Consider the following 25,770-nt stretch of genomic DNA (forward strand, 5'->3'; position numbering starts at 1 on the left):
CTCCTGTTATAACACTGATGGGCGTTGCTGCTGCACGGTAAAGGGCTGTTGCAACAGAGCCGTTAACTTGTCTACCGGCAATGCCGGGGCTAAATAATGACCTTGGGCGAGCACGCAATTTCGTTGCAAGAGGAAATCTACCTGCTGCTGTTCTTCGACGGCCACCGCGATGACTTGCAAACGAAGATTGTGAGCAAGTCGGATAATACTTTCAACCAATTCAGTCGGTACTGCCTGGTTAGGCATCTCTGCAATGAGCTCCGGCGCAATTTTTAACACGTGGGGAGGGCAGTAACGAATGGCTTCAAGTAATGAATTACTGACACCGGTAACGTTAACACATACGCGCATTCCGAGTTGCTTTAGCTGTTCCACGGTCACTTTGTGGCTGCGGCAGAGTTGCAGATAAACCGACTCATCGAATTCCAGCTGGATGCTTTCAGCGCTTAGCTGTGCACGTTTACGGTAGTGGGTCACCAGTTCAGGTAACTCTGGCATGGTCAGTTGCCGTAAGGATAGATTAATACTTATCGTTAAACTGCGCTGCTGCTCTTTTTGCCAGAGTGCCAATTGCTGACAAGCGGTTTTGAAAATAAAGTCAGTAATTGAAAAAATCAGCCCTGTTTGTTCCATAAGCTCAAGAAAGGCACGGGGTTCGATCAGCTCACCGTTGGGGGTACGCCAGCGCAATAAGACTTCAACGCCAACAATGCTGGACTGTCGCAGTTGCACCACCGGCTGGTAATACAGTTCAAGTTGCTCAGACTCTAAGGCAAGGCGTAGCGCTTGCAGCCGCTGCCGCCGTTGTTTCAGTTCGAGCTGCTGTTCACTGTGATAGAACTCGATACCAAAATAACCTTGCTGACGTGCGCTGTAGAGTGCGCTGTCGGCATTGTAGAGGATGCTGTCGGTCTCATAGTCGGCGTCACTGGCATAGGCGATACCGATCGAGGCCGAACAGTAAATCTCATGTTGTTCGATAAAAAGCTGTGGCGTAACAGAGTGCCGGATCGACTCAGCGAGCGCCAGATTGGTGCTGTCATCGGCGCTGCTGGTAACGACCACAAAGCTTTCCGTGCTGGTACGGGCAATAAAAGCCCCAACCGGGAGTGCTTTTTGAATACGTAACGCGATTCGCTTGATGATTTCGTCGCCGATGAGGTGTCCAAGAGCGTGATTTAATTCGCGAAATGAATCAATACTGATCACCATGATGGCAAGTGGCGATGACTGTTGTTGCGCCTCAGCCAGCTGCTGTTCCAGATAACGCAGCAGGCCGTTACGATTGGGTAATTCGGTTAAGGCATCATGATCCGATAAAAACAGCAGGCGGTCCTCGGTGTCATGCATATGTCTTAATTGCTGCGTGGCATGTTTCACCAGTTGCTGACGGGCATGCAGTCGCTGCTGCAGCAGATGGGAACGCCAGCCCAGAAAAAGTCCGCCAAGGCTGAGCAGAACGCCACCAAACAGCACCAGCAACACACTGGCTGAATACATGGCGTCAAGGCGCTCGCGCGTGGGCCAAAGGTGCAGTTGCCATTCGTTCGAGGCAAATTTGAGCGGGCGTTCAACGGCCCATTCCGCGCGTAATTCATCGGTCCCGGCAAAACGATAGATGGCTTGGCTATCCATGCTGATTTCAACTTGGTAGCCCTCGGTAATTTCACTGCGGACCAGATCATCGAATAGCCGGTGAATATCAACCACTAAGGTTAAAAAGTTGGCCTCATCAGTATTGCTGTAACCGGCTGCTAACACGATATCTTCAGGTGCCTCAGCTAGCGAACCTGCCAGAGCGCTTTGCGCATGTGGCCGCAGCGGTTGCTGCGCAAGTTTACTGGCGATTGGCGTGTCACTAAACTCGGTAGCGCCCAGCACCGGCTGACCTTTGGCAGCCCGGGAAAAGACCGGCTCAAAGCGATGATTGAGCACCAGAATGCGCTGTAACGATGGATAGTAAAGAAACAGCGCATTCGCTTCATCCGCTAATGTCTGCAACTGCTGCTCAGGTTCCCGGGCGAGGCTACGCGCGGTCCACTCAGTGGCAAACGCATAGGTAAGCAAGACCTGACGGAACTGTTCTTCCAGTTGCCGGGTATCTTCGCTTAAGCGAGCAGCAATGGCCTTGTTCTCTGAATGCAATACCACTTGCGCGGCCAAAAGCGTGAGGACGATGCCTGTTACGGCGATCAGCAGCAGTTTGCGCAGCAGCAGCCATCGTCCACGAATCATGCGTTAAGCTCACTACGGTTAGCGAACTCAGTTAAGGCTTCAGGGTTTGCCAGAGCGTCGGTATTTTTGACTTCCTCGCCATGAATGACCTGACGCACAGCAAGTTCCACTATTTTGCCACTAATGGTGCGCGGAATATCTTGCACTTGCGCAATGACCGCCGGCACGTGACGCGGCGTGGCATTGGCACGGATGGTGCGACGGATCTCTTGTTCCAGCTCGGCATCAAGTGTTACGCCATCGCGCAGTCGCACGAACAACACGACCCGCTCATCGTCCTGCCATTGCTGGCCGACGGCGATGCTCTCAAGCACTGCATCCACTTTCTCTACCTGCCGATAAATTTCTGCAGTACCGATGCGCACGCCACCTGGATTCAGTACCGCATCAGAACGGCCGTAAATAATGACACCATCGTGTTCAGTGAGTTCGGCGTAGTCTCCATGCGCCCAGATATTATCAAAGCGTGCGAAGTAGGCATTAAAGTAGCGTTGACCGTCGTCATCGTTCCAGAAGCCGATAGGCATGCATGGGAAGCTGTTACGGCAAACCAGCTCGCCTTTTTCGCCCTGTACCGGTTGCCCCTTATCATTGAAAACCTGCACGTCCAGCCCGAGCCCCCGGCACTGTAATTCGCCACGATAGACTGGTAGCGTCGGACAGCCCAGTGCGAAACATGAGACGATGTCGGTGCCGCCGGATATGGAGGACAAACAGAGATCAGCTTTGATATCACGATAAACATAATCAAAGCTTTCAGGTGCCAGTACCGAACCTGTGGTCAAAATAGTGCGCAGGGCACTCAAATCGTGACTTTGGCCAGGCTTGCACTCTGCTTTTTCAAGGGCCGAGAGGTATTTTGCACTGGTACCAAATACGCTGATTTTTTCCTGTTCAGCGATATCCCACAGAATTTCAGGCGCAGGTGCAAATGGCGAGCCGTCAAATAATACCAGTGTTGCGCCTTGCGCGAGTCCTGACACCAGCCAGTTCCACATCATCCAACCGCAGGTTGTAAAATAAAAGAACACGTCGTCAGAACTTAAATTGGTATGTAACGCGTGTTCTTTCAAATGCTGCAGCAGGGTGCCGCCGGCACCGTGGACGATGCATTTGGGTACACCTGTGGTGCCTGAGCTGAACATAATATAAAGCGGGTCGTTGAACGCGGTTGGGGTGAACTGCAGAGGCGCGGTGGGCGCGCTGCGGTCGACCCAATCGTGCCACCACAGGTTATCTTGCTGGCTGGCCTGCTCAACATCAGCAAACTTCACCAGCACGAACACCTCGACACTGGTCAGCTGGGCCCGTATAGCTTCGGTTTTGCTGCTGATATCAAGGCATTTGCCATTATAAAAATAACCATCAACGGAAAGGAAAACCTTCGGCTCGATCTGACCAAAGCGGTCCAGCACACCTTGCACACCGAAGTCCGGAGAGCAGGATGACCAGATAGCGCCAAGGCTGGTGGTGGCCAGCATAGCAACGATCGTTTCGATGCAATTGGGCATCATCGCCGCGACCCGATCGCCTTTGCCCACCCCCTGTTGTCGCAGTTGATGGGCAACGGCTGCAACCTGACGGTGCAATTCGTTATAGCTGATGGCCTGGCGACTGCCGTCTTCGCCCCGGAAAACCAAGGCATCGCGGCTATCTTTGTAACGCAACAGGTTCTCGGCAAAATTAAGCTGTGCTTGCGGAAACCAGCTGGCGCCTGGCATTTGCTCAGGATCTTTGACGGTCATGCTGCCCGGTTCGCCGATAACCTCCAGGTAGTCCCAAAGGTAGCGCCAGAAGTCGGCGCTTTGTGCGACCGACCAGCTATGCAGTTCATGGTAGTCGCTAAGGGCCAGGCCAAATTTGCTGTTCACATGTTGCAGGAAATCCGTCATGCGTGCGTCTGCAACACGGTCGGCGGAGGGTTGCCACATCATTTTGTTATTCATTTCCGGGCTCCCTTTGAATTAGTGGTTCGATTGTTTTGCTATTTCAGCCAGGGCAACCTGTGAGCGCGGCTGCTGACCTAAGCTCGCGCAGATGCGTTGTCCGGCGCTGATCAGGTGCGGCAGGTGGATGCCAGTTTCATAGCCCATGCCTTCCAGCATGTAGACGACATCTTCACTGGCAACATTGCCACTGGCGCCTTTGGCGTAGGGACAACCGCCTAGTCCGGCGACTGCGCTATCAAGAGTACGGACGCCCAGCGGTAAGCAACTGGCGATATTGGCAAGGGCCTGTCCGTAGGTATTATGAAAGTGTAAGGCGAGGTGCTGCATCGGTACTTTCTCAGCCACCGTCGCCAGCATTCGCTGTGCTTTAAGCGGTGTACCGACGCCAATGGTGTCGCCAAGCGACACTTCGTAGCAGCCCATAGCGAAAAGCTTTTCCGCGACCCAGGCGACCTGTTCAGGGGCAATGTCGCCTTCATACGGGCAACCGAGTACGCAGCTGACATAGCCACGCACCTTCAGGTTGGCCGCTTTGGCCGCTTCCAGCACCGGCTCAAAGCGAGCCAGGCTCTCAGCAATGGAGCAGTTGATGTTTTTCTGGCTGAAGCTTTCTGATGCAGCGCCGAAAATAGCAACTTCATCCGCGGCCGCTGCGCGCGCGGCTTCAAAGCCTTTCAGATTCGGTGTTAAGGCTGCGTAGGTAACGCCTTTTTTGCGCTCGATAGCGGCGAAAACATCACCGCTATCGGCCATCTGCGGCACCCACTTAGGGCTGACAAAGGAGCCCGTCTCGATGTAACTCACGCCGGCAGCGGTGAGATCATTGACCAGTTGAATTTTGGCACTGACAGGAATTGCCTGCTCATTCTGTAAGCCGTCGCGGGGACCGACTTCGACCAGTTTTATCTGTCTGTCACTCATAGTTACTCCTCAGCTGCGGCAATGCTCAACAGTTCAGCGCCGTCGCTCACCAGATCACCAGCGGCGAAAAAGACCTGTTCGACTTCCCCTGCGTAGGCCGCACGAATGGTGTATTCCATTTTCATAGCTTCCATAATCAGCAAGGGTTGATCGGCTTCTACGCGGTCGCCGGGTTTCACCAGCACCTCAACAATAGTGCCGTTCATCGGTGCCGTCATTGAGCCTTCACCAGCTTCCTGGATGAGCGTATCGGCCACCAGGTGGCGGGCGAAACGTACACTTCGTTCGGCAGAGAATACCGTAATATCATGTGCCGTTGGCATAACATAGACGAAGAACTGATGGCCGTCGCGGGTTACTTGCAAACGGTCGCCAACCAGTTTTGCTTGCCAGGCACTGTCGTCGAAATTGCTGTACCAATCGCCATCGCGTTGACGAAGCTGTACAGCCAGATCCGTGTCGTCATGTTTTAACTCGAGCCCGAACTGATCGTTCTGATTGACGCGGAAGCCGCGCAGCTGCTGCCAGACCGAAGCTGATGCCTGTTGCTGTTCATACAGGTTTTCGGCAAGCGCGGCGAGCACCGCGTAGTCTTCGATAGCGCGATCGGCGGTGCTGCTAAAGAGGGCATCATGATGATGCTCGATAAAGCGCGTGGTCAATTCCGCGCGTTGAAAATCCGGATGCCGGGCAATACTGCGCAAGAAATCGATGTTAGTGCGAACGCCGGCAATACGATAATCATCAAGCGCACGAATTAAGCGGCGCAGGGCAATGGTACGGTTTTCACCCCAGACCACCAGCTTGGCGATCATAGGATCGTAATAGGCGCTCACTTCGTCGCCTTCGATAACGCCACTGTCGATGCGCACCACTGCGGAAGTTTCCGGCGTACGCAAATGGTGCAGTATTCCGGTGCTGGGGAGAAAATCGTTGGCGGGATCTTCGGCATAAATCCGCGCCTCAAAGGCATGCCCTGACAGCTGCAGCTGATCCTGACTCAGTGGCAGGGTATCACCACTTGCGACTAACAATTGCCACGCGACTAAGTCCTGACCGGTCACCATTTCCGTGACGGGGTGCTCAACTTGCAGGCGTGTGTTCATTTCCATGAAGTAGAAGCTGTTATCGATATCGAGCAGGAACTCGACGGTACCGGCGCCAACGTAATCAATGGCCTGGGCGGCGCGTATCGCGGCTTCGCCCATGGCTTCGCGGGTGCGCTCACTTAGTGCCGGAGCGGGAGCTTCTTCAATGACTTTCTGATGGCGACGTTGCACCGAACAGTCACGCTCAGCTAAATAGACTGCATTGCCGTGTTGATCACAGAAGACCTGAATTTCCACATGGCGCGGCTGAGTGATGAATTTTTCAACCAGCATTTTGTCGTTACCAAAGGAAGCCTGTGCTTCACGTTTGGCTGAGTCAAATGCGGCTTTAAACTCGCTGGCCTTTTCGACCACACGCATGCCTTTACCACCACCACCGTACGCTGCTTTCAACAGCACTGGATAGCCGATTTTATCGGCTTCTTCAGCAAGCTTTTGCAGACTCTGTTCGTTGCCATGATAGCCAGGCACCAGAGGCACTTCAGCTTCACTCATGATCGACTTGGCAGCACTTTTTGAGCCCATCGCGGCAATCGCACTGGTGGGCGGTCCGACAAAGATGATACCGGCATCCGCACAGGCATCGGCAAAACCTTCATTTTCAGACAAAAAGCCATAGCCCGGGTGAATGGCATCGGCCCCGGTTTGTTTTGCTGCGGCAATAATTTTATCAATGACCAGATAGCTCTCGGCACTTGGTGCAGGGCCAATAAAGACACTTTCATCGGCCATCAGCACGTGTTGCGCGTGCCGGTCGGCTTGCGAGTAGACAGCGACAGTAGCAACACCGAGTTCACGCGCCGTACGCATGATACGACAGGCAATTTCGCCGCGGTTAGCAATTAGCAACTTGTTGATCATTGCGAATCCTTTTTCCAATTAGGGCTGCGCTTTTCTAAAAACGCGGATAATCCTTCCTGGCCTTCACTTGAAACACGTATTTCAGCAATACGCTCAATAGTGAGGCGCTGATGGGGAGCATCGATAGGCTGTTGGTCGAGATCGGCGATGAGCTGCTTGGCTGCTGTGACCGCCGCCGGGCTGTTGCTCAGTAGTGTATCGCGATAGCGTTCGAGGGCAGAGTCAAAATCGCTGACGATTTCGTGGACCAAGCCCATTTGTAATGCTTCCGGTGCCGCAAAACGCTCTGCTGTAAGCATGTAGCGGCGGGCCTGACGAGTTCCGATGGCGCGCATCACGTAGGGACTAATGACCGCCGGAATCAAGCCAATTTTGACTTCGCTCAGGCAAAAACTGCTGCGTTCTTCTGCCAGCACAATGTCACAGCATGCGGCCAGGCCAACAGCGCCGCCAAAGGCTGCGCCTTGCACCAGAGCAAGCGTTGGTTTACTCAGTTGATCCAGGCGTTCCATCAACTGTGCCAGTTGTTTAGCATCGGCAATATTTTCATCGTAATTTTTGTCCGCCATGGAGCGCATCCAGCCCAAGTCGGCGCCGGCAGAAAAATTGCGGCCCGTTGAGGCAAGCACGACCATGCGGCAATCCTGATGCTGCTCGATGGTGTCAAAGGCGTCCAGTAGCTCGCCGATCATGACATCGTCAAAGGCGTTATGTACCTCGGGACGATTTAGCGTCAAGGTCGCAACCTGATCAGCGACGTTGAGCGTAATATAGCGATAACTCATGGCAACTCCTGTTACATCCGGAACACGCCGAACTTGGTGTCGGCAATTGGGGCATTGTTGGCAGCAGCAAGGCTCAGGCCTAATACGGTGCGGGTCTGGGCCGGGTCAATAATGCCATCGTCCCACAGTCGTGCCGATGCGTAGTAAGGGTGGCCTTGTTGCTCGTACTTCTCGATGATCGGCTGTTTGAGCTTTTGCTCTTCCTCAGCCGACATGGTTTCACCTTTACGGGCCAGGTTGTCTTTGGTGACCTGAGCCATAACGCCAGCAGCTTGTTCGCCACCCATCACTGAAATGCGCGCATTTGGCCACATGAACATCAGCGTCGGATCATAAGCGCGACCGCACATGCCGTAATTACCGGCACCATAACTGCCGCCAATGAGGACGGTAAACTTAGGCACCTGGGCGCAACTAACCGCTGTCACCATCTTGGCGCCGTGCTTGGCGATGCCTTCGGCCTCGTACTTTTTACCGACCATGAATCCGGTAATGTTCTGTAAAAATACCAGCGGGATTTTGCGTTGTGCACACAGCTCAATAAAGTGCGCGCCTTTTTGCGCCGACTCGGAGAACAAAATACCATTGTTAGCAACAATACCGACAGGGTAGCCGTGGATACGGGCAAAGCCGGTTACCAGGGTGTTGCCGTAGTTTTGTTTAAATTCATCAAAGTCGGAGTCATCCACGATGCGGGCGATGACCTCATGCACATCATAGGGCTTGCGTAAGTCGGTGCCGACAATGCCGTACAGTTCTTTGCTGTCATAGCGCGGTGGCTTGACGGGTGTCGGGGTGTTTGGCGTTGCCGCCTGATAATTGAGCCGCGCGACAGACCGACGAGCCAGAGCAAGGGCATGTTCATCGTTCATGGCAAAGTGATCAGCAACACCGGAAATACGGGTATGCACATCGGCGCCGCCCAGTTCCTCGGCACTGACTTCTTCACCGGTCGCCGCTTTCACCAGCGGCGGGCCTGCCAGGAAGATGGTGCCTTGTTCTTTGACGATGATGCTTTCGTCGGCCATGGCCGGCACATAAGCACCACCTGCGGTACAAAGACCCATCACCACTGCGATTTGCGGAATACCTTTGGCGGACATAGTGGCCTGATTAAAAAAGATCCGGCCAAAATGATCGCGGTCAGGGAACACTTCATCCTGCCGCGGCAGGAATGCACCACCGGAGTCGACCAGATAGATGCAGGGCAGGTGACAGCGTTCGGCAATCTCTTGCGCGCGTAGGTGTTTCTTCACGGTCAATGGGTAGTAAGTACCGCCTTTTACCGTGGCATCATTGGCGACGATCATGCATTGCACGCCTTCAACCTGTCCGATTCCGGCGACCACGCCTGCTGCCGGGACCTCGTCTTCGTAACATTCCCAGGCGGCAAACTGGCCAATCTCAAGGAAAGGCGAGCCGCTGTCGAGCAGCTTTTCGATCCGTTGCCGCGCCAGTAACTTACCGCGCGACAGGTGGCGTTCCTGATACTTAGGGCCGCCACCTTGTTTAATTTTTTCGACATTTTCAAACAGATCGTCGACGACCGCTTGCATGGACTTCACATTCGCCAGGAAGGTTTCGTCCTTAGTGTTCACTGAGCTGGATAGAACCGTCACAATTACGCTCCTTTCGCTTAAGCTGATTCACTGAACAGTTCACGACCGATCAGCATGCGACGAATTTCCGAAGTTCCGGCACCGATTTCATACAGTTTGGCATCGCGTAACAGGCGTCCGGTCGGGTACTCATTAATATAGCCGTTACCACCGAGGAGTTGAATGGCATCAAGCGCCAACTGGGTTGCCAGTTCCGCAGCATACAAAATGGCACCGGCCGCATCTTTACGCGTGGTTTCGCCGCGGTCACAGCTTTGCGCGACGGCATAAACGTAGGCACGGGCTGCATTGGTCCGGGTGTACATGTCGGCGACTTTACCCTGTACCAACTGGAATTGACCGATGCTTTGACCGAATTGCTTGCGGTCATGCAAATAAGGCACGACCACATCAAGACAGGCCTGCATAATGCCTAATGGACCTGAAGCCAGCACTGCGCGCTCATAATCGAGTCCGCTCATCAGTACTTCGACGCCACCGTCGACTTCGCCCAGAACGTTTTCTACCGGAACTTTGCAGTCCTCAAAGACGAGTTCGCAGGTATTGGATCCGCGCATGCCCAGTTTGTCGAGTTTCTGTGCGGTGCGGAAGCCCGGGTAATCTTGTTCGATAATAAAGGCGGTGATGCCGCGCGAGTTCTTATCAGGGCTGGTTTTCGCATAAACCACCAGCACATCGGCCTCGGGACCATTGGTGATCCACATTTTGTTGCCGTTAAGGATGTAGTGGTCGCCCTGCAGGTCCGCGCGTAGCTTCATGCTGACTACATCAGAGCCAGCATTAGGTTCGCTCATCGCCAGCGCACCGACGTGTTCGCCAGAGCAGAGCTTCGGCAGGTATTTCTGTTTTTGCGCTTCGTTACCATTGCGAGCAATCTGATTCACACAAAGGTTAGAGTGAGCGCCGTAGCTCAAGCCCACGGACGCTGACGCGCGACTGATTTCTTCCATGGCGATCACGTGTTCGAGGTAGCCAAGACCAGACCCCCCATATTCTTCAGGCACAGTCATGCCCAGCAGGCCAAGTTCGCCAAATTTTTGCCATAAATCCGCTGGGAACTCATTTTTTTCGTCAATTTCTGCTGCGCGTGGCGCAATTTCTTCCCGCGCAAAGGCGTTTACCGTTTCCCGAATCATGTTGGCGGTTTCGCCCAAACCAAAATTTAAACTGCTAAATTGGCTAATCATAACTTCTCCTGCGTCATTTATTGCTGTGCTTCGCCGGATGGCTGCAAATCGTTAAGTTCGTCCCGGCACCGTTCTTCCAGGTTGCCGAGCTCGACCAATAAAACCTTAATATCTTCCAGTTGCTGATGCAGTGATGCACGCTTGTCATCAATCAACTCCAAAACCGTAAGTAACTGACGAGCACTACTATTTTCCATGTCATAGAGATCAAACAAACGTTTGGTCTCGGCCAGGGAGAACCCTAAGCGCTTACCGCGTAGTATGAGTTTAAGCCGGACCCGGTCTTTGTTGGTGTACAGGCGTGTTTGACCCTGCCGCGTGGGAGCGAGCAGGCCCTGGTCTTCATAGAAGCGAATGCTGCGGGTGGTAATGTCAAATTCCCGTGCCAGTTCGCCGATGCTGTAGGTCGTGATATCGTTCATTTTACTTGCATTCTGGCTTGATAGAGCGTTAAGCTTAAATCAAGTTGACGTTAACGTAAAGGTAAGAAGATAAACGCGAGGTTTTGGCCTGGCTCGTGACCAAGGCGGTGTTCTTAACCTGTTTATTTTCATTAAGGAGATTTTATGTCTGATGCAGTAGTTATTGTTGCCGCAAAGCGCACCCCTATGGGTGGCTTTCAGGGTAGTTTAAGCGCAGTGGATGCCCCCAATCTGGGTGCGGCTGCAATCAAAGCAGCGGTTGCTGAAAGTGGCCTCAGCCCGGACGATGTCAGTGAAGTGATCATGGGCAACGTTTTGCCGGCGGGTATTGGCCAGGCTCCGGCGCGTCAGGCTAGCCTTTATGCCGGACTGCCGAAAAGTGCAGGTGCAACCACCATCAATAAAGTTTGTGGCTCAGGTCTCAAGGCTGTCATGTTTGCGCATGATCTGCTGCACGTGGGTTCTGCCGATGTTGTGGTCGCCGGTGGTATGGAGAGTATGACCAATGCACCGTACTTACTGAAAAAAGCGCGCTCAGGTTTCCGCATGGGGCACGATGCCATCTATGATCATATGATGCTGGATGGCCTGGAAGATGCGTACGAAGGCAAGGCCATGGGCGGTTATGCCCAGGGTACCGCAGATGAATACAAATTAGGCCGTGAAGACATGGACGCGTTTGCGCTGGAATCTTTACGCCGCGCGCAGGCCGCGATCGAAGACGGTGCCTTTGCCAATGAAGTGATCGACGTGACCTATAGCACCCGCAAGGGCGATGTCACAGTGAATATTGATGAGCAGCCAGGTAAAGCCATGCCAGAGAAAATTCCTTCGCTGCGCCCGGCATTTGCTAAAGATGGCACCATTACCGCCGCCAATTCCAGCTCAATTTCCGATGGTGCAGCAGCCTTGGTGCTGATGCGTGAAAGTGATGCCAAGGCCCGTGGCCTGACGCCGCTGGCGCGCGTTGTCGGCCATGCGACCCATTCGCAGGCGCCGGCCGAGTTTACCGTGGCGCCGATTGGCGCGATGAACAAGCTGCTGGAGCGGGTCGGCTGGCAAAAAGACGATGTCGACCTGTGGGAAATTAATGAAGCTTTCGCCATGGTAACTATGTTGGCCATGCAGGAAATGAAACTGGACCACGCCAAGGTCAACGTCCACGGTGGCGCTTGTGCCTTAGGTCACCCGATTGGTGCCAGTGGCGCCCGCTTATTGGTGACCTTACTGCACGCCTTGCGTCGTCATGGTAAGCAGCGCGGCGTGACGTCCCTGTGCATCGGTGGCGGTGAAGCCGTCGCGGTCGCTGTTGAGTTAATTTAAGCGGCGTTTCAAGGACGCCAGATAGACGGCGCTGGCAAGGATGGCAGCGCCAATGGCGAGTCGCAACCAGTCAACCTGATCGCCCCAGAACAGGAAGTTAACCAATAGCCCGGCGGGGATCAGCATATTATTCATGGTCGCCAGCTGGGCAGTATTGACGCGCTTACTGGCAAGGTTCCAGGCTAAATAGCCGACGCCGGAAGCGGCCAGACCGAGCCACAGCAAAATGCCCCACTGCAGGGCCGTGGCGGGTTGCATGCTAAAGTTAGCGAAGGCTGCCATCGCCAGACCTGTGGTCAGGGTGGCACCGATAAAAAACAGCGCGAACACGTGGATCTGATTGCGCTCATCGCCAAGCGGCAAACGTTTATAGAAGACCTGTCCGGTGGCGAAACAAAGGTTGGCGCCCTGAATTAAGAAAAAGCCTGTTAAAAAGTCATCGCTCAGTGGATTGAAGCGAATCACTGCTGCACCAATCACCGCGAGTGCCGCGGCGCTCCACCAGGACCAGGGCAGATGTTTACGCTGAAAGACGACCTCATCGATGAGCGTGACGTACAAAGGCGTGAAAATAGTAAACAGCAGTACCTCGGCGACGTTTAAATACAAAAAGGCGTGGTACAGCAGCAGATACATGACGCCAATTTGTATGGCGCCAATACCAGCCAGTGCCAATTGTTTGGGCAGGGCTAAGCGGCCTGGCCGCCAGAAAGGCAGAAACAACAGCAAAGCTAACGCCATGCGGATAAAAACAGCAATGTAGCCATCCACCTGGCCAGCGAGAAACTCACCAATCAGAGAAAAGCTCGCGGCCCAGAGTGCAGTGACGGCCCAAAGAATCCACATGTAAAGCTCCTAAAGATGCTGTTGATGACTATCGCGATACGTACTGGGGGCAATTCCCATAACTTTCTTAAACAATCGCGAAAAGTAGTAGGGGTCATCGAACCCCAGACTTTGTGCAATGGTGCGCACGGAATCGGTACTGCTGTCGAGCTGCTGACAGGCTAATTTAATTTTGAGTTCATTAAAGTAGCGCATCGGTGAGGTACCGGTGACAGCTTTAAATTTTTTCGCAAAGTGAAAGCGCGACAGCCCGGCCACCTGGGCAATATCTGCCAGGTCCAGATTGCGGTGACTATTGTCTTGCATGAACCGTTCCAGCGCAAGCAGGTCAAAATCCTGAGTATGCTGGGCTTGACTGGCAAGGTCCGGTAGTTGCGCCATAAGATTTTGGAACAGGGTGGCGGCGCGTACAGCCCGTTGCCGTTGCCAGCGCTGATGCTGCAGGTTGAGTAAGTCAGTGACACTGGGCAGCAGGCTCTGCCAGTTCTCTAACTTGAGCACGAACTGGCCCGGTTGCAGACCAAGTATGTCCATGCTGTGTGATGCTTCCAGACCACTGAAGTGGGTCCAGTAAATGCTCCAGGGGGTGTCTTGGTCGGCCTGATAGGCATGCGCGAGACCCGCCGGCAAGAGTAGTAACTGGCCAGTGTGAAGGCTGCCGCTTTGCACGCCCTGGTCGGTATGGACACGATAATGGCCGCAGCCGCGATGGCAAAATATGAGCAAATGATCGGTATGTGCCTCACGCTCAACGCGGTGCCCACGGGCCGCCAGATAATGGCCGTAGGCCACCGGGTAAAAGTGTTTGCTCAGCGGATGCCGGGCCAGATGCTCGATCAGTTCCAGCGGCAATACGATGCGTGAACTGCCAGCAGGAAGGGGCCAGCTTGATGGTTGGCTCATAAAAGAATCTCAAATAACAATTTTGTCCATTATAGGGGCAATATCGTTAATGTTAAAGAATCCGGTTCAATGCTTAAATACGAGCCATAAAAATCATTAGTCAGCACAACGAGGTAATTCATATGACTAAGCAAGTACCACTTTATATTAATGGCGAATTCGTCGAATCGAAAACCAGTCAATGGATTGATGTGACCAATCCAGCCACCCAGGAAGTCATCGCGAAGACGCCATGTGCTACCCAGGAAGAAATGGCCGCAGCCGTTGCCAGCGCAAAAGAAGCGTTTTTAACCTGGAAAGAAACTCCGGTTTCCGAGCGCGCGCGGGTGATGATGCGCTACCAGGCGTTGCTCAAAGAGCACCACGATGAAATCGCAGAGATCCTGGCCAGCGAAACAGGTAAGACCTTCGATGATGCCAAAGGTGATGTCTGGCGTGGTATCGAGGTGGTTGAGCATGCCGCCAACATCCCTTCGTTGCTGATGGGTGAAACCGTGGAGAACGTAGCCCGTGGTATCGATACCTACAGCTACACCCAACCCCTGGGCGTGTGTGCGGGAATTACACCCTTCAACTTCCCGGCAATGATTCCGCTGTGGATGTTCCCACTGGCAATTGCCTGCGGTAACACTTTCATCCTGAAGCCGTCTGAACAGGATCCGCTCACTCCAACCCGTCTGGTTGAACTGTTCGAGCAAGCTGGCGCGCCAAAAGGCGTATTGCAAGTGATTCACGGCGCGAAAGACCAGGTCGACTTTATTCTGGATGAACCTGCTATTCGTGCGATTTCCTTCGTTGGTTCCGTGCCTGTCGGTCAGTACATCTACCGTCGTGGTACTGAGAACATGAAGCGCGTGCAAGCCTTTGCCGGCGCTAAGAACCACTGTGTGATCATGCCTGATGCCAATAAGAGCCAGGTGATCAGTAATCTGGTCGGTGCTTCAGTAGGTGCTGCTGGCCAACGTTGTATGGCGATTTCCGTGGCCGTGTTTGTCGGTGCGGCGAAAGACTGGATCCCTGAAATTGCGGAAGAGCTGAAAAAAGTTCGTCCGGGAGCCTGGAACGATAAAGCTGCCGCGTTTGGACCTTTGATTAGTCCACAGGCGAAGCAGCGCGTGGAAAACTTTATTAAGCAAGGCCAGGAAGAAGGCGCAACCCTGCTAGTTGACGGTCGTAATTGTGAAGTGAAAGACTTCCCGGACGGCAACTGGGTAGGGCCTACCATGTTCAGTGATGTGACCACGGACATGGAAATCTACAAAAACGAAATCTTTGGTCCAGTGTTGTGTGCAACCAGCACCGATACGCTCGAAGAAGCCATTGCGCTGGTGAATGCGAACCCATACGGCAATGGTACCTCGATGTTTACCGCCAGCGGTGCCGCCGCGCGTAAATACCAGCATGAAGTTGAAGTCGGCCAGGTCGGTATTAACATCCCAATTCCGGTACCGCTGCCATTCTTCTCGTTTACAGGTTGGAAAGGCTCGTTCTTTGGCGATCTGCATGCCTACGGTAAGCAAGGGGTGCGTTTCTATAGTGAAACCAAAACCATCACAGCCCGTTGGTTTGAAAGTGACATTGCCGACGTAAACGGTCCGAACATGACCATTGACTTGAAGTAACGAGGTGCGCCATGGATTTTAATTTAACAGACGACCAACAAGCCTTTGTCGATACGGCGAAGGCCTTTGCTGACAAAGAACTGGCGCCTTATGCTGCCGAGTGGGACGAAACCTCCCACTTTCCGGTAGAAGTGTTCCGTAAAGCCGGCGAAATGGGCTTTATGGGCATGTACACGCCTGAAGAAGCGGGCGGCTTCGGTATGAACCGACTGGATGCAGCGCTGATCTTTGAGCAGTTGTCGATGGGCTGTACCACGACGACAGCGATGATGACGATCCACAATATGGTGTCGTGGATGATTGGCTCTTTCGCTACACCAGAGGTTATCGAGGAGTGGGTACCTGAGCTGGTCACCGGCGAGAAGCTGGGGTCCTATTGTTTGACGGAACCAGGCGCCGGCTCTGACGCGGCAAGCTTACGTACTTCTGCCAAGAAAGACGGCGATGAGTACGTGATCAATGGTTCAAAAATGTTTATCTCCGGCGCTGGCAGTACCGATGTTTTGGTAGTGATGGCTCGCACCGGTGAAGCCGGTCCAAAAGGAATTTCGGCATTTGTGGTTCCCGCTGACGCTGAAGGCGTGAGCTACGGCAAAAAAGAAGCGAAGATGGGCTGGAACGCTCAGCCCACACGTTTGGTAACCTTCGAAGACGTGCGTATTCCGGCGAAAAATCTGCTTGGCGCTGAAGGTGAAGGCTTTAAATTCGCCATGATGGGCCTGGACGGCGGCCGCATTAACATCGCCGTATGTTCGGTAGGTACCGCGCAGGCGGCATTAGACACGGCCCGCAACTACATGCTGGAGCGGACGCAATTTGGCAAAGAGCTGGGCCATTTCCAGGCGCTGCAGTTTAAGCTTGCCGATATGGCGACGGAACTGGTCGCCGCGCGGCAAATGGTGCGGCTGGCAGCCTTTAAAGTCGACAGCAATGATGCTGACAAAACCACCTACTGTGCGATGGCAAAACGCTTTGCCACAGATGTGGGCTTCCAGGTGTGTAATGAGGCTTTACAGATCCACGGTGGTTACGGCTACATTAAAGAATACCCATTAGAGCGTCATGTGCGTGATGTTCGTGTGCACCAGATCCTGGAAGGCACAAATGAAATTATGCGGGTCATCATTGGTCGCCGGATTTTGGCTGACATTGACCGCGCCATTCTTTAAGTTCGCAACTAACAAGGAACTATCATGAGTACAGTGGTTCAGTTCGAAGAACGGCAAACCGCCTGTGGAAAACGCCTTGGTATTGCCCGTCTTGATTCAGAGAAATCGTTGAATGCGTTGAGTCTGGCCATGATTCAGCAGTTACAGCCGCAACTTGACGAGTGGGCAGGTGATCCGGAGATCGCCTGTGTCTGGCTGGAAGGCGCCGGCGAGAAAGCCTTTTGTGCCGGCGGTGATATCGTTGCCATGTACAAGGCGATGCGTGACCAACCCGGCGTTCTGGTTGACGAAGTTGCTGACTTCTTCAGTCAGGAGTACCGCTTAGATCATTGCATTCACTGTTACCCCAAGCCTTTGGTTATCTGGGGCGATGGGATTGTCATGGGCGGTGGTATGGGCCTGATGAATGGTGGTAGTCATCGTATTGTGACGGAACGTTCACTACTGGCCATGCCGGAAATCACTATAGGTCTTTATCCCGATGTTGGGGCGACCCACTTTCTCAATCAGATGCCCGAGGGCTGTGGTCTGTTCCTGGGTCTGACTGGCGCGCAGATTAACGCCTGCGATGCTTTGTTCCTGAAACTTGCGGATCATTTTATCGCCAGCTCAAGCCGCGACAAGATCCTCGATGCACTCGCCGATATCCAGTGGGGCGAAACGCCCAGCTTAAATCAGCAAAAAGTGTCCGATGTGTTGGCGAAATGCTCTGAAGCAGACAGCAAACACCGTCCTGCCGGCCAGGTAGAGCCCAATCATAACCTTATTAAAGAGCTGACAGCGGGTGATGAACTGGTGCCTGTGGTCGATGCGATAACCAGTCTTGATACGGATGACAAGTGGCTGAGTCGCGCCAGCAAAACCCTTGCTAATGGCTGTCCGATGACCGCTCATATTGTCTGGAATCAGTTGCATCTTGGCAAAGACTTGAACCTTGCCGATTGCTTCCGACTGGAGCTGACCTTATCAGTGAAATGTGCCACCCGTGGCGACTTTGCTGAGGGAATTCGGGCGTTGCTGATCGACAAAGATAAACAACCGAAGTGGCAGCATGACTCAGTGGCTGATGTGGAGGCAGAAGAAGTCGACGAATTCTTTACCTCACCCTGGGCTGAAGATGAGCATCCACTTGCCGACTTAGGACATTAAAAAGGACAATCTTATGGCAACAGTAGGATTTATTGGTTTAGGTAATATGGGCGGGCCAATGGCCGCCAATCTGGTCAAAGGCGGCCACAAGGTTACCGTATTCGATCTTTCTGAAGCAGCGCTGGAGCAGGCACGTGCTGCTGGCTGTAGCGTAGCCGGAGAGGTTTCCGAGGTCACTCAGGGCGCTGATTTTGTGATTTCCATGCTGCCTGCTGACCACCATGTGGAAGGCGTGTACCTGGGTGATAAAGGACTGCATAAAACCCTGTCTAAAACGACCCTGGTCATCGACTGCAGCACCATCAGTGCGGAAACCGCACGCAAACTTGGCGCAGAACTTCAACAAAGCGGTATCGAGTTTATCGATGCGCCGGTCTCCGGCGGTGTCGGTGGCGCTAAAGCAGGTACCCTGACGTTCATCTGTGGTGGCGCCGAGAGTGCCGTTGAGCGCGCCCGCACTGTCCTTAACGACATGGGTAAAAACGTTTTCCGTGCTGGCGATGCTGGTGCCGGGCAGGTGGCTAAAATCTGCAACAACATGCTGTTATCGGTGCTGATGGCGGGTACTTCTGAGGCGTTGCAGCTGGGTATTGCGCATGGACTGGACCCCAAAGTCTTATCGGAAATCATGCTGCAGAGTTCAGGTCGAAACTGGACGCTGGAAGTTTATAATCCGTGTCCGGATGTGATGGAAGGCGTACCTTCGAGCAATGATTATCAGGGTGGCTTCCTGGTTGACCTGATGGCAAAAGATTTGGGGCTGGCACAACAGGCAGCATTACGCAGTGGTGCCAGTACGCCAATGGGCTCGTTAACCCTGAATTTGTATCGCAGCTGGGCGCAACTTGGTCACGGTCGGGAAGACTTCTCGAGCATTTTCAAGTATGTTACGCCGCAAACTAAGAAGTAGGAGCAACGAATGGATATTGCATCGAGTACAATTGTTATTACCGGCGGAGCGCAAGGCTTAGGCCGTGCCATGGCAGAACACTTTGCTGAGGCTGGTGCGTCACTGGCGTTAATCGACATGAATCAGGACACCCTGAACGAAGCGGAGCAGATTTGTGCCGAAAAAGGTGCAAAGAAAGTGCAAGGCTATGTCGCTAACGTGACCGACGAAGGCGCAGTTGAAGAGGTCTTCACGACCATTCAAAACGACTTCGGTGGTATCAATGTGCTGATTAACAATGCTGGTATTTTGCGCGATGGCTTGCTGATCAAATGCAAAGACGGTGAAATTACTCAGAAAATGCCGCTGCAGCAGTTCCAGTCAGTGTTGGATGTGAATCTTACCGGTAGCTTTTTGTGCGGTCGTGAAGCTGCGGCACACATGGCGAAAGCGGGCAATGGCGGTGTCATTATCAATATCTCCAGCGTGGCACGCGCGGGCAACATGGGCCAGACCAACTATGCTGCAACCAAAGCGGGCGTGGTGGCAATGACGGTCACCTGGGCGCGTGAACTCGGACGATTCGGTATCCGCTGTGGCGCCATTGCACCTGGCTTCATCGAAACTCCGATGACCGCTCAGATGAAACCTGAAGCTATTGAGCGGGCGTTAAGCATGGTACCTTTACGCCGCTGGGGACAGCCAGACGAAATTGCGCACAGTGCGCGTTACATCATTGAAAATGACTTTTTCAGCGGACGTGTGTTAGAAATAGACGGAGGCGTCCGACTATAACCGAGTAAACATGCGAAAATTACCCCCATTAAATGCGCTGAAAGCTTTTGAGGCTGCGGCCCGTCATTTGAGTTTCACGCGCGCAGCCGACGAACTTTTTGTCACGCAGGCTGCGGTGAGCCATCAGGTGAAGGCGTTAGAGGATTTTTTGGGGGTAAAATTGTTTATCCGCCGCAACCGATCGTTGCTGCTGACCCCCGAAGGGCAGACCTACTACCTCGAGCTCAAGGAAATCTTTGACCATCTGGTGCAAGCGACTGAGCGTCTGAAAAGTGCCTCGGAGCGGGGCTCTTTGACCATCAGCTTGCCCCCGAGTTTTGCTATTCTTTGGTTTGTCCCGCGCTTAAGTCGTTTTCGCGAAGCTTGTCCCGAAATTGATGTCAGGATCCGTGCCGTGGATGAAGTCGATGGCTCGTTAACCGATGATGTCGATGTGGCGATTTATTACGGTTCGGGCAAGTGGCCCGGGCTGAAAGCCTACAAGCTGCATAATGAATTTCTGCTGCCGGTCTGTTCTCCGCTGCTGCTCAATGGCTCAAAACCATTGCGCGAGCCAAAAGATTTACTCGATCACACCTTGTTGCACGACGAAACCCGTAATGCCTGGAAAGACTGGTTTAAGCTGGTCGGGATCGATAAAAATAAAGGTGATAATGGGCCCATTTTCAGTCACTCAAATCTTGCCTTAAAAGCTGCAGTGCACGGCCAAGGCATTGCTTTGGCGAATAATGTTCTGGTAAAGCCGGAGATCGATGCCGGGCATTTGATCCAAATCTTCCCGGAAGCCTTGCCCCGTGAGAAATCATTTTACTTAGTATGTCGTGACTCTCAGTCAGAAATCGGTAAAATCGCCACCTTTCGCAACTGGCTGCTACAAGTCGTGGAAGAGGAAGAAGACGCTTATGAGTGATTCGCAACGCGTAGCGGTGCATCGCGACAATCCCGAAGGCGCGGTCCGGGTGATTTTTGCCCATGGTGCCGGTGCCGGATTACAAAGTGACTTCATGCAATATTTCGCGCTGGCGCTGGCCATGAATGATGTTGATGTGGTGCGTTTTAATTTCCCCTATTGGCAAAAGTTTATGGACACCGGGGTTCGACGTCCGCCGAATCCAATGCCCCAGCTGGAGCATTGCATGCGCACGGTTATTGAACAGTTTGATGATGACAAACCGTTGTTTCTCATGGGTAAATCTATGGGCGCGCGGGTGGCATTCCGGCTCGCAGATGAAGCCAAAGCTGAGGCAGCAATCGCGCTTGGCTTTCCGTTTCATCCGATAGGGAAGCCGGACAAGCTCAGGCTCGATGACCTGGTCAATCAATGTCCCAAAAACCTCATTATTCAGGGCGAACGGGACGGCTTTGGTAAACCTGAAGAAGTGGCGAGTTACCAGTTGCCAGACACTATCGCGATGCATTGGCTCAGCTATGGCGATCATAGCTTTGAACCTACCAAACGCAGTGGCCTTGAGCGCCGTACGTTGTGGCAGGAAGCCGTGGATACGGTGCGTGGTTTTATAACGGAGAGAACATGAGTGGATTATTGGCCTATTGCAGGCCGGGCTTTGAAAGTGATTGTGCGGCTGAGTTGCAGGAAAAAACTGCATTACTTGGCAGCTACGGCTATTGCCAGACCAAAGCACAACAGGGCTATGTGGTTTACCGTTGCGCCGCCGAAGAAGCCGAGCATTTAGCGAAAAAATTGATTCTCAATGAATTGATTTTTACCCGCCAGTTTATTGCTATTCTTGCTGAAGTCGACGACTTATCCAGCGACGATCGGGTGTCAGCGATTCAGTTAGCCCTGCTTGATGAGGGCTTACAAGAGGTCTTTAGTGCCATCAAACCGGCGGGCGAGTTGCGGGTGGAAACGCCAGATACCAATGACGGTAAGGAATTGTCAAAATTCTGTCGTAAATTCACTGTGCCGCTGCGGCAAGGCCTGCGTAAGGCTGGCTGGATGACCGTCAAGGAAAGTGACCGCCGACCTACCTTACATGCGTTTTTTATCTCCAGCATGCATGTGGTCATTGGCTTTTCCTTTAGCTTTAATCAGTCGCCCTGGTTGATGGGGATTCCGCGTCTGCGCAGTCCAAGTGACGCGCCAAGTCGCTCGACTCTGAAGCTGGATGAGGCCTTTCAGGTGTTTGTTCCCGCCCATGAGCGCGAGGAACGTATCAGCTCAGGAATGAATGCTGTTGACCTCGGTGCAGCACCGGGTGGCTGGACCTATCAGCTGGTACGTCGCGGCATGATGGTGCAAGCGGTCGATAATGGTCCTATGGCTGAAAGTCTGATGGAAACTGGGCAGGTCAAGCATATTCGTGAGGATGGTTTTAAATACCGTCCGAAAAAGAAAAATGTGACCTGGCTGGTCTGCGATATGGTCGAGAAGCCCGCTCGCGTAGGTGAGTTGATGACCGACTGGTTGTTAGCGGAAGACTGCAAAGAAGCCATCTTCAACCTCAAGTTACCGATGAAGCGCCGCTATGCGGCGGTTGCCGAATACCTTGAGCAGATTAAGCAAAAGTTGATGGAAGAGGGGCGCGGACGCTTTGAGATACAGGCCAAGCAGCTTTATCATGACCGCGAAGAAATCACCGTGCACATGCGTTGGCTTTAAGCTGCTGCGACCTTAAAAGTCTTGATAATCTTGATAAGCATCGGCTCCCCAGGCAATCAGGGAGCCGTTTTTAAAGAGTAACGGCGTGCATTCGTCGCGCGTGGTGATGCCGTCCGATTTGACATGGTGGGTACGGTAGAACAGCACCAACACCTCTTCACCCGTTGCGGTCGACTTGGCTTCGCTGATATCCGGCGAACCGAGCAGGCGGATGACATCCTCTTTGGGGATCCCCAGGTCCAGACGACCAATTTGTTTAAGGTTAAAGGTTTCCCGTTCCTGCCAGCTCATATTATCTGGATCAGCCTGATAGACCGCCAGAATAAGCGCTGTTGCCGCCAAATAAATGACAAAGCCAATCAGTATTATTTTCATCATTTTTGACATGACAGCGCCTCGCTTAACTGCGGATTAGTCGGTAACGACCCGGTAACAGGGATAATACACTGAACCGGGGAGTTTCATCCGGCCTTGTTCGACGAATGCCTGTAACAATACGTCGAGCTTCCGCATCATTTCACGTTCACCATGGATTTCGAACACACCTTTCGCGCGAATTGCCCGGATCCCTTCGTCTTTAACGTTACCCGCGACAATCGCAGAGAACGCGCGACGCAGATCTGCGGCGAGCAACTGCGGTTCCTGCTCGCGATGCAAATTTAGTCCGGCAACATTTTCGTGGGTCGGGCTGAACGGCCGCTGAAAAGGTTCGTCGATGTGCAGAGTCCAGTTAAAGCAATAAGAGTCACCGGTTTCACGGCGATACTCTTTGACATCGTCGGTGGCTTTGCACATATGGCGTGCGACTTTGACCGGATCATTGATGATAATGGTATACAGCTTACGAGCTTCTTCGCCTAATGTGGCAACAATGAAGTCATCAATGGCGTCGAAATAGCCTTTGCTGCTGGCTGGACCGGTAAGTACTATTGGGAACACCTGGCGCTCGTTGGCCGGGTGCATGAGGATGCCGAGAATGTACAGCAACTCTTCGGCAGTACCTGCGCCACCCGGGAAGATCACGATACCGTGCGCACAGCGAACGAAGGCTTCCAGACGTTTTTCGATATCCGGCAAGATCACCAGTTCGTTAACAATTGGATTCGGCGGCTCGGCCGCAATAATCCCCGGTTCGGTAAAGCCCAGGTAACGGCCATCTGGGATCCGTTGTTTGGCGTGACCAATGGCAGCACCTTTCATGGGCCCTTTCATCGCGCCAGGTCCGCATCCAGTGCAGATATTTAATGCCCGCAGGCCAAGATGGTAGCCAACTTCTTTGGTGTACTTGTACTCGATTTCATTAATCGAATGTCCGCCCCAGCAGACCACTATGTTTGGCTCCAGATTCGGCTGTACCACCTGCGCGTTGCGCAGAATGTCGAACACCACGTGGGTGAGGGTATGAGTATCTGCTGAATCGAGCGTTTGCGCGTTGTAGCGCTCGCCAGTGAAGAGAATATCCCGGAGTACGGCTTCGACCAATTCCTGCATACCGACGATGAGCTTGCCATCGACGAAGGCCTCTGCTGGTGGGTTGACGAGTTCCAGCTTTACGCCGCGTTCGCATTTAATGACATTAACGTCGAAGTCTTTGTATTTTTCGAAAATTTCTTCGCTGCTGTCGGTGTTACTACCGGCGTTCAGAACGGCAAGGCAGCAATTACGAAATAAACGATACAGTTCTTCATCACTTGATTCTTGTAAACGGTCAATTTCCAACTGAGACAGCAAGCTCATGCTGCCGCGTGGAGAAATAGTAATTCTCATTCTTTGTCCTTTTTATTCTTTTACTTACTGACGGCTCAATCGAGTCAGTGTCGGAGCCGTTTCAAAATTCGAGCGGAACGGGTTGATATCAAGCCCTCCGCGTCGGGTATAGCGCGCGTACACCGTTAACTTTTCGATGTCGAGGCGCTGAGTTAAGTCCATAAAGATGCGCTCCACGCACTGTTCATGAAACTCGTTGTGGTTGCGGAACGAAACGATATAGCGCAATAGTGCGCTGCGATCGATCACGCGTCCCTGGTAGTGAATGTAAAGTGAACCCCAGTCCGGCTGGTTGGTGATCAAACAGTTTGATTTCAGCAAATTTGTACTTAGCTGCTCAGTGACGCGCTGGTCACCGCCATGTTGCAACAGCTCTGGCTGATAATCATAACTGGTTATCGCCACCGTAGCCGAATCAATGGACTCGGCCTGCCAGGTGCCTACGGCGTGTTGAGCATCCTCTAACGGAACTAGTTTTACCTGAACCGGAGCTCCGGCACAATCACTAAGGTCACGATGCATGCGCGCTTCGACCTCGGCACGGCTCTGCCAGGGGGAAGCATTAAAGCTGTTCAGGTAGAGCTTGAATGATTTGGATTCCACCAGATTCGGGCTGGTGCAGGGCACAATAAAATAGCCAATGGCGACTTGCGGTAAACCATTGGGTAACAGCCAGGAAATTTCATAGCCCGTCCAGTAATCCTGACCATGAAAGGGTAAAGCAGCGTCCGCGCTAATGCCGATCGGCGTGCGATTCAATTGGCGTGGGACAGCTTGCAATAAACCTGCATCATAGTGCTCTGGATACTGCGTCGCCTGGCCTAAATTAAGATGTGCCAGTGGATGTTCTGCAGGGGGTTGCTTCATTGCCTCTCATTACCTTGTTACACTTAGGGATGTCTGGGGTTTTCCCAGCCAGTCGGTTATTGTACCGCTGCTCTAACCGAGATGCTAGTTTGTGCGGGTGCGAGATCACTTGCAGGCTAGCTCCATCAGCGCCCACCAACTACGTGAGAGATAGTGATGACGATCACCGCCGCTTTAGATGATTTAATTGACCGTTATATAGCTGCATATCAGGCCGCTGCAGTTCCCTTAGTGACCGAGGCTAACGATGCCTGGCAGGCGCCGATTTACACCGCCGCAGTAGGCTCAGAGGACACCGTGACCTGGCAGCCGGTGCGGCAGCAGCGGGCACTGGATTTCAGTGATTTGATGAATGCCCTCGAAGAGCCTTTTCATCCAGATTTTGTTGCTTACTTTTCCCGCTGGTTCAGTGCCGATCTCGCAGTTGACTGGGAATCCCACCCGTTATGGTTACTGCACCTGCATGGTGATGATGATGCCGAACGGATGCTGGCGAATCAGGCTGGCCATGTACTGATGAAACGTCGTTTAAAGCAGCCCATTACCCTGTTCTTAGGCTTAGCGGAAGAATCTGACGACCTGCTTATCACTCTGGATAACGAGAATGGCGCGGTGGGGCTCGAGTTCGTTGGTCAGCAACAGCATGAAATACTGGCACCATCCCTGGAAGAGTTTTTGCGAAAAAGTACCCCAAGAGTAGTAGCAAACGATGAGGCAATCGGCTAGTTT

The 25,770-nt window shown here is 53.0% G+C and carries 23 protein-coding genes; 10 read left to right on the forward strand and 13 right to left on the reverse strand.

Translation table 11 applies throughout. The annotated features are described in order from the left end of the window. Positions 1–6: 6 nt before the first annotated feature. From J6J34_RS05515 to J6J34_RS05550, 8 genes are read right to left on the reverse strand one after another with little or no spacing between them, the layout of a single operon-like run. Positions 7–2,235 (reverse strand): putative bifunctional diguanylate cyclase/phosphodiesterase, encoded by a 2,229-nt coding sequence (locus tag J6J34_RS05515; RefSeq protein WP_301898622.1) that lies wholly within the window; start codon positions 2,233–2,235, stop codon positions 7–9. Beyond that, the gene (locus J6J34_RS05520) at positions 2,232–4,181 is read right to left on the reverse strand and encodes an acetoacetate--CoA ligase (protein ID WP_301773853.1); all 1,950 of its coding nucleotides are present in this window, start codon (positions 4,179–4,181) and stop codon (positions 2,232–2,234) included. Before J6J34_RS05520 ends, J6J34_RS05515 begins: the two co-directional genes overlap by 4 nt. A gap of 18 nt (positions 4,182–4,199) precedes the next feature. Further along, positions 4,200–5,105 (reverse strand): hydroxymethylglutaryl-CoA lyase, encoded by a 906-nt coding sequence (locus J6J34_RS05525; RefSeq protein WP_301720122.1) that lies wholly within the window; start codon positions 5,103–5,105, stop codon positions 4,200–4,202. A 2-nt stretch (positions 5,106–5,107) separates the two neighbouring features. Then, a complete protein-coding gene (locus J6J34_RS05530) occupies positions 5,108–7,075 on the reverse strand; it encodes an acetyl/propionyl/methylcrotonyl-CoA carboxylase subunit alpha (protein WP_301898623.1) in 1,968 nt (655 codons plus the stop codon). After that, on the reverse strand, positions 7,072–7,860 hold the full coding sequence (locus J6J34_RS05535) for an enoyl-CoA hydratase/isomerase family protein (RefSeq protein WP_301835776.1): 789 nt from the start codon (positions 7,858–7,860) through the stop codon (positions 7,072–7,074). Before J6J34_RS05535 ends, J6J34_RS05530 begins: the two co-directional genes overlap by 4 nt. 11 nt (positions 7,861–7,871) lie before the next feature. Beyond that, positions 7,872–9,479, reverse strand: coding sequence for a carboxyl transferase domain-containing protein (locus J6J34_RS05540; RefSeq protein ID WP_301834263.1), 1,608 nt, complete (start codon positions 9,477–9,479; stop codon positions 7,872–7,874). A gap of 17 nt (positions 9,480–9,496) precedes the next feature. Beyond that, complete coding sequence (locus J6J34_RS05545) at positions 9,497–10,666, reverse strand: isovaleryl-CoA dehydrogenase (protein WP_301720126.1); 1,170 nt, start codon at positions 10,664–10,666, stop codon at positions 9,497–9,499. A gap of 17 nt (positions 10,667–10,683) precedes the next feature. Then, positions 10,684–11,088 carry a MerR family transcriptional regulator gene (locus tag J6J34_RS05550; protein WP_301720127.1) on the reverse strand — a complete coding sequence of 135 codons (405 nt, stop codon included), beginning with the start codon at positions 11,086–11,088 and terminating at the stop codon, positions 10,684–10,686. Between the two features lie 144 nt (positions 11,089–11,232). Here J6J34_RS05550 and J6J34_RS05555 point away from each other — a divergent pair, with 144 nt between their 5' ends. Next, positions 11,233–12,411 (forward strand): acetyl-CoA C-acyltransferase, encoded by a 1,179-nt coding sequence (locus J6J34_RS05555; RefSeq protein ID WP_301773858.1) that lies wholly within the window; start codon positions 11,233–11,235, stop codon positions 12,409–12,411. Here the strand turns inward: J6J34_RS05555 and J6J34_RS05560 are convergent. Continuing rightward, positions 12,403–13,257, reverse strand: a complete 855-nt coding sequence (locus tag J6J34_RS05560) for an EamA family transporter (RefSeq protein WP_301898625.1) — start codon at positions 13,255–13,257, stop codon at positions 12,403–12,405. The two genes, J6J34_RS05555 and J6J34_RS05560, sit on opposite strands and share 9 nt — an antisense overlap. Positions 13,258–13,266: 9 nt before the next feature. After that, entirely contained in the window at positions 13,267–14,160 is an 894-nt protein-coding gene (locus J6J34_RS05565) for a helix-turn-helix transcriptional regulator (protein WP_301720130.1), read from the reverse strand. A 122-nt stretch (positions 14,161–14,282) separates the two neighbouring features. On the opposite strand from J6J34_RS05565, the gene J6J34_RS05570 reads away from it, so the two are divergent. Genes J6J34_RS05570 through rlmM form a run of 8 tightly spaced genes read left to right on the forward strand, consistent with a single transcriptional unit; the run spans position 14,283 to position 22,407 of the window. Continuing rightward, positions 14,283–15,782, forward strand: coding sequence for a CoA-acylating methylmalonate-semialdehyde dehydrogenase (locus J6J34_RS05570; RefSeq protein ID WP_301773860.1), 1,500 nt, complete (start codon positions 14,283–14,285; stop codon positions 15,780–15,782). Between the two features lie 11 nt (positions 15,783–15,793). After that, positions 15,794–16,951: an acyl-CoA dehydrogenase family protein gene (locus J6J34_RS05575; protein ID WP_301720132.1), complete on the forward strand. Its 1,158-nt coding sequence runs from the start codon at positions 15,794–15,796 to the stop codon at positions 16,949–16,951. A gap of 24 nt (positions 16,952–16,975) precedes the next feature. After that, the gene (locus tag J6J34_RS05580) at positions 16,976–18,100 is read left to right on the forward strand and encodes an enoyl-CoA hydratase/isomerase family protein (RefSeq protein ID WP_301720133.1); all 1,125 of its coding nucleotides are present in this window, start codon (positions 16,976–16,978) and stop codon (positions 18,098–18,100) included. Positions 18,101–18,113: 13 nt separating this feature from the next. Next, positions 18,114–19,010, forward strand: coding sequence for a 3-hydroxyisobutyrate dehydrogenase (mmsB, locus tag J6J34_RS05585; protein ID WP_301720134.1), 897 nt, complete (start codon positions 18,114–18,116; stop codon positions 19,008–19,010). A 9-nt stretch (positions 19,011–19,019) separates the two neighbouring features. Beyond that, the gene (locus tag J6J34_RS05590; RefSeq protein ID WP_301720135.1) at positions 19,020–19,784 is read left to right on the forward strand and encodes an SDR family oxidoreductase; all 765 of its coding nucleotides are present in this window, start codon (positions 19,020–19,022) and stop codon (positions 19,782–19,784) included. A 10-nt stretch (positions 19,785–19,794) separates the two neighbouring features. After that, on the forward strand, positions 19,795–20,694 hold the full coding sequence (locus tag J6J34_RS05595) for a transcriptional regulator GcvA (RefSeq protein ID WP_301720136.1): 900 nt from the start codon (positions 19,795–19,797) through the stop codon (positions 20,692–20,694). Next, a complete protein-coding gene (locus J6J34_RS05600; RefSeq protein WP_301720137.1) occupies positions 20,687–21,319 on the forward strand; it encodes an alpha/beta family hydrolase in 633 nt (210 codons plus the stop codon). Before J6J34_RS05595 ends, J6J34_RS05600 begins: the two co-directional genes overlap by 8 nt. Next, positions 21,316–22,407, forward strand: a complete 1,092-nt coding sequence (gene rlmM / locus J6J34_RS05605) for a 23S rRNA (cytidine(2498)-2'-O)-methyltransferase RlmM (RefSeq protein ID WP_301898626.1) — start codon at positions 21,316–21,318, stop codon at positions 22,405–22,407. The genes J6J34_RS05600 and rlmM overlap by 4 nt, the downstream gene beginning before the upstream one ends. A 12-nt stretch (positions 22,408–22,419) precedes the next feature. Here the strand turns inward: rlmM and J6J34_RS05610 are convergent, their stop codons facing one another. Genes J6J34_RS05610 through queF form a run of 3 tightly spaced genes read right to left on the reverse strand, consistent with a single transcriptional unit; the run spans position 22,420 to position 25,041 of the window. Beyond that, positions 22,420–22,794 carry a DUF3192 domain-containing protein gene (locus J6J34_RS05610; protein ID WP_301720139.1) on the reverse strand — a complete coding sequence of 125 codons (375 nt, stop codon included), beginning with the start codon at positions 22,792–22,794 and terminating at the stop codon, positions 22,420–22,422. Positions 22,795–22,818: 24 nt separating this feature from the next. Further along, positions 22,819–24,174, reverse strand: coding sequence for a nucleotide 5'-monophosphate nucleosidase PpnN (gene ppnN, locus J6J34_RS05615; RefSeq protein WP_301720140.1), 1,356 nt, complete (start codon positions 24,172–24,174; stop codon positions 22,819–22,821). A gap of 24 nt (positions 24,175–24,198) precedes the next feature. Continuing rightward, positions 24,199–25,041 (reverse strand): NADPH-dependent 7-cyano-7-deazaguanine reductase QueF, encoded by an 843-nt coding sequence (gene queF / locus J6J34_RS05620; RefSeq protein WP_301835769.1) that lies wholly within the window; start codon positions 25,039–25,041, stop codon positions 24,199–24,201. 156 nt (positions 25,042–25,197) lie between these two features. Between queF and J6J34_RS05625 the strand changes: the two genes are divergently transcribed. Continuing rightward, positions 25,198–25,767 (forward strand): SecY-interacting protein Syd, encoded by a 570-nt coding sequence (locus tag J6J34_RS05625; RefSeq protein WP_301835768.1) that lies wholly within the window; start codon positions 25,198–25,200, stop codon positions 25,765–25,767. Positions 25,768–25,770: the final 3 nt, after the last annotated feature.

It is taken from the genome of Pseudidiomarina terrestris, from assembly GCF_030466405.1.
GTDB classification, from domain to species: domain Bacteria; phylum Pseudomonadota; class Gammaproteobacteria; order Enterobacterales; family Alteromonadaceae; genus Pseudidiomarina; species Pseudidiomarina terrestris.

What these genes read in the sequence shown, in the direction of transcription:
- queF (WP_301835769.1), bottom strand. Translation starts at nt 25,041, where the DNA reads ATGAAGCAACCCCCTGCAGAACATCCACTGGCACATCTTAATTTAGGC.
- ppnN (WP_301720140.1), bottom strand. Translation starts at nt 24,174, where the DNA reads ATGAGAATTACTATTTCTCCACGCGGCAGCATGAGCTTGCTGTCTCAG.
- J6J34_RS05575 (WP_301720132.1), top strand. Translation starts at nt 15,794, where the DNA reads ATGGATTTTAATTTAACAGACGACCAACAAGCCTTTGTCGATACGGCG.
- J6J34_RS05600 (WP_301720137.1), top strand. Translation starts at nt 20,687, where the DNA reads ATGAGTGATTCGCAACGCGTAGCGGTGCATCGCGACAATCCCGAAGGC.
- J6J34_RS05595 (WP_301720136.1), top strand. Translation starts at nt 19,795, where the DNA reads ATGCGAAAATTACCCCCATTAAATGCGCTGAAAGCTTTTGAGGCTGCG.
- J6J34_RS05570 (WP_301773860.1), top strand. Translation starts at nt 14,283, where the DNA reads ATGACTAAGCAAGTACCACTTTATATTAATGGCGAATTCGTCGAATCG.
- J6J34_RS05535 (WP_301835776.1), bottom strand. Translation starts at nt 7,860, where the DNA reads ATGAGTTATCGCTATATTACGCTCAACGTCGCTGATCAGGTTGCGACC.
- J6J34_RS05565 (WP_301720130.1), bottom strand. Translation starts at nt 14,160, where the DNA reads ATGAGCCAACCATCAAGCTGGCCCCTTCCTGCTGGCAGTTCACGCATC.
- J6J34_RS05515 (WP_301898622.1), bottom strand. Translation starts at nt 2,235, where the DNA reads ATGATTCGTGGACGATGGCTGCTGCTGCGCAAACTGCTGCTGATCGCC.
- rlmM (WP_301898626.1), top strand. Translation starts at nt 21,316, where the DNA reads ATGAGTGGATTATTGGCCTATTGCAGGCCGGGCTTTGAAAGTGATTGT.
- J6J34_RS05555 (WP_301773858.1), top strand. Translation starts at nt 11,233, where the DNA reads ATGTCTGATGCAGTAGTTATTGTTGCCGCAAAGCGCACCCCTATGGGT.
- J6J34_RS05590 (WP_301720135.1), top strand. Translation starts at nt 19,020, where the DNA reads ATGGATATTGCATCGAGTACAATTGTTATTACCGGCGGAGCGCAAGGC.
- J6J34_RS05525 (WP_301720122.1), bottom strand. Translation starts at nt 5,105, where the DNA reads ATGAGTGACAGACAGATAAAACTGGTCGAAGTCGGTCCCCGCGACGGC.
- mmsB (WP_301720134.1), top strand. Translation starts at nt 18,114, where the DNA reads ATGGCAACAGTAGGATTTATTGGTTTAGGTAATATGGGCGGGCCAATG.
- J6J34_RS05550 (WP_301720127.1), bottom strand. Translation starts at nt 11,088, where the DNA reads ATGAACGATATCACGACCTACAGCATCGGCGAACTGGCACGGGAATTT.
- J6J34_RS05520 (WP_301773853.1), bottom strand. Translation starts at nt 4,181, where the DNA reads ATGAATAACAAAATGATGTGGCAACCCTCCGCCGACCGTGTTGCAGAC.
- J6J34_RS05610 (WP_301720139.1), bottom strand. Translation starts at nt 22,794, where the DNA reads ATGTCAAAAATGATGAAAATAATACTGATTGGCTTTGTCATTTATTTG.
- J6J34_RS05545 (WP_301720126.1), bottom strand. Translation starts at nt 10,666, where the DNA reads ATGATTAGCCAATTTAGCAGTTTAAATTTTGGTTTGGGCGAAACCGCC.
- J6J34_RS05530 (WP_301898623.1), bottom strand. Translation starts at nt 7,075, where the DNA reads ATGATCAACAAGTTGCTAATTGCTAACCGCGGCGAAATTGCCTGTCGT.
- J6J34_RS05625 (WP_301835768.1), top strand. Translation starts at nt 25,198, where the DNA reads ATGACGATCACCGCCGCTTTAGATGATTTAATTGACCGTTATATAGCT.
- J6J34_RS05560 (WP_301898625.1), bottom strand. Translation starts at nt 13,257, where the DNA reads ATGTGGATTCTTTGGGCCGTCACTGCACTCTGGGCCGCGAGCTTTTCT.
- J6J34_RS05580 (WP_301720133.1), top strand. Translation starts at nt 16,976, where the DNA reads ATGAGTACAGTGGTTCAGTTCGAAGAACGGCAAACCGCCTGTGGAAAA.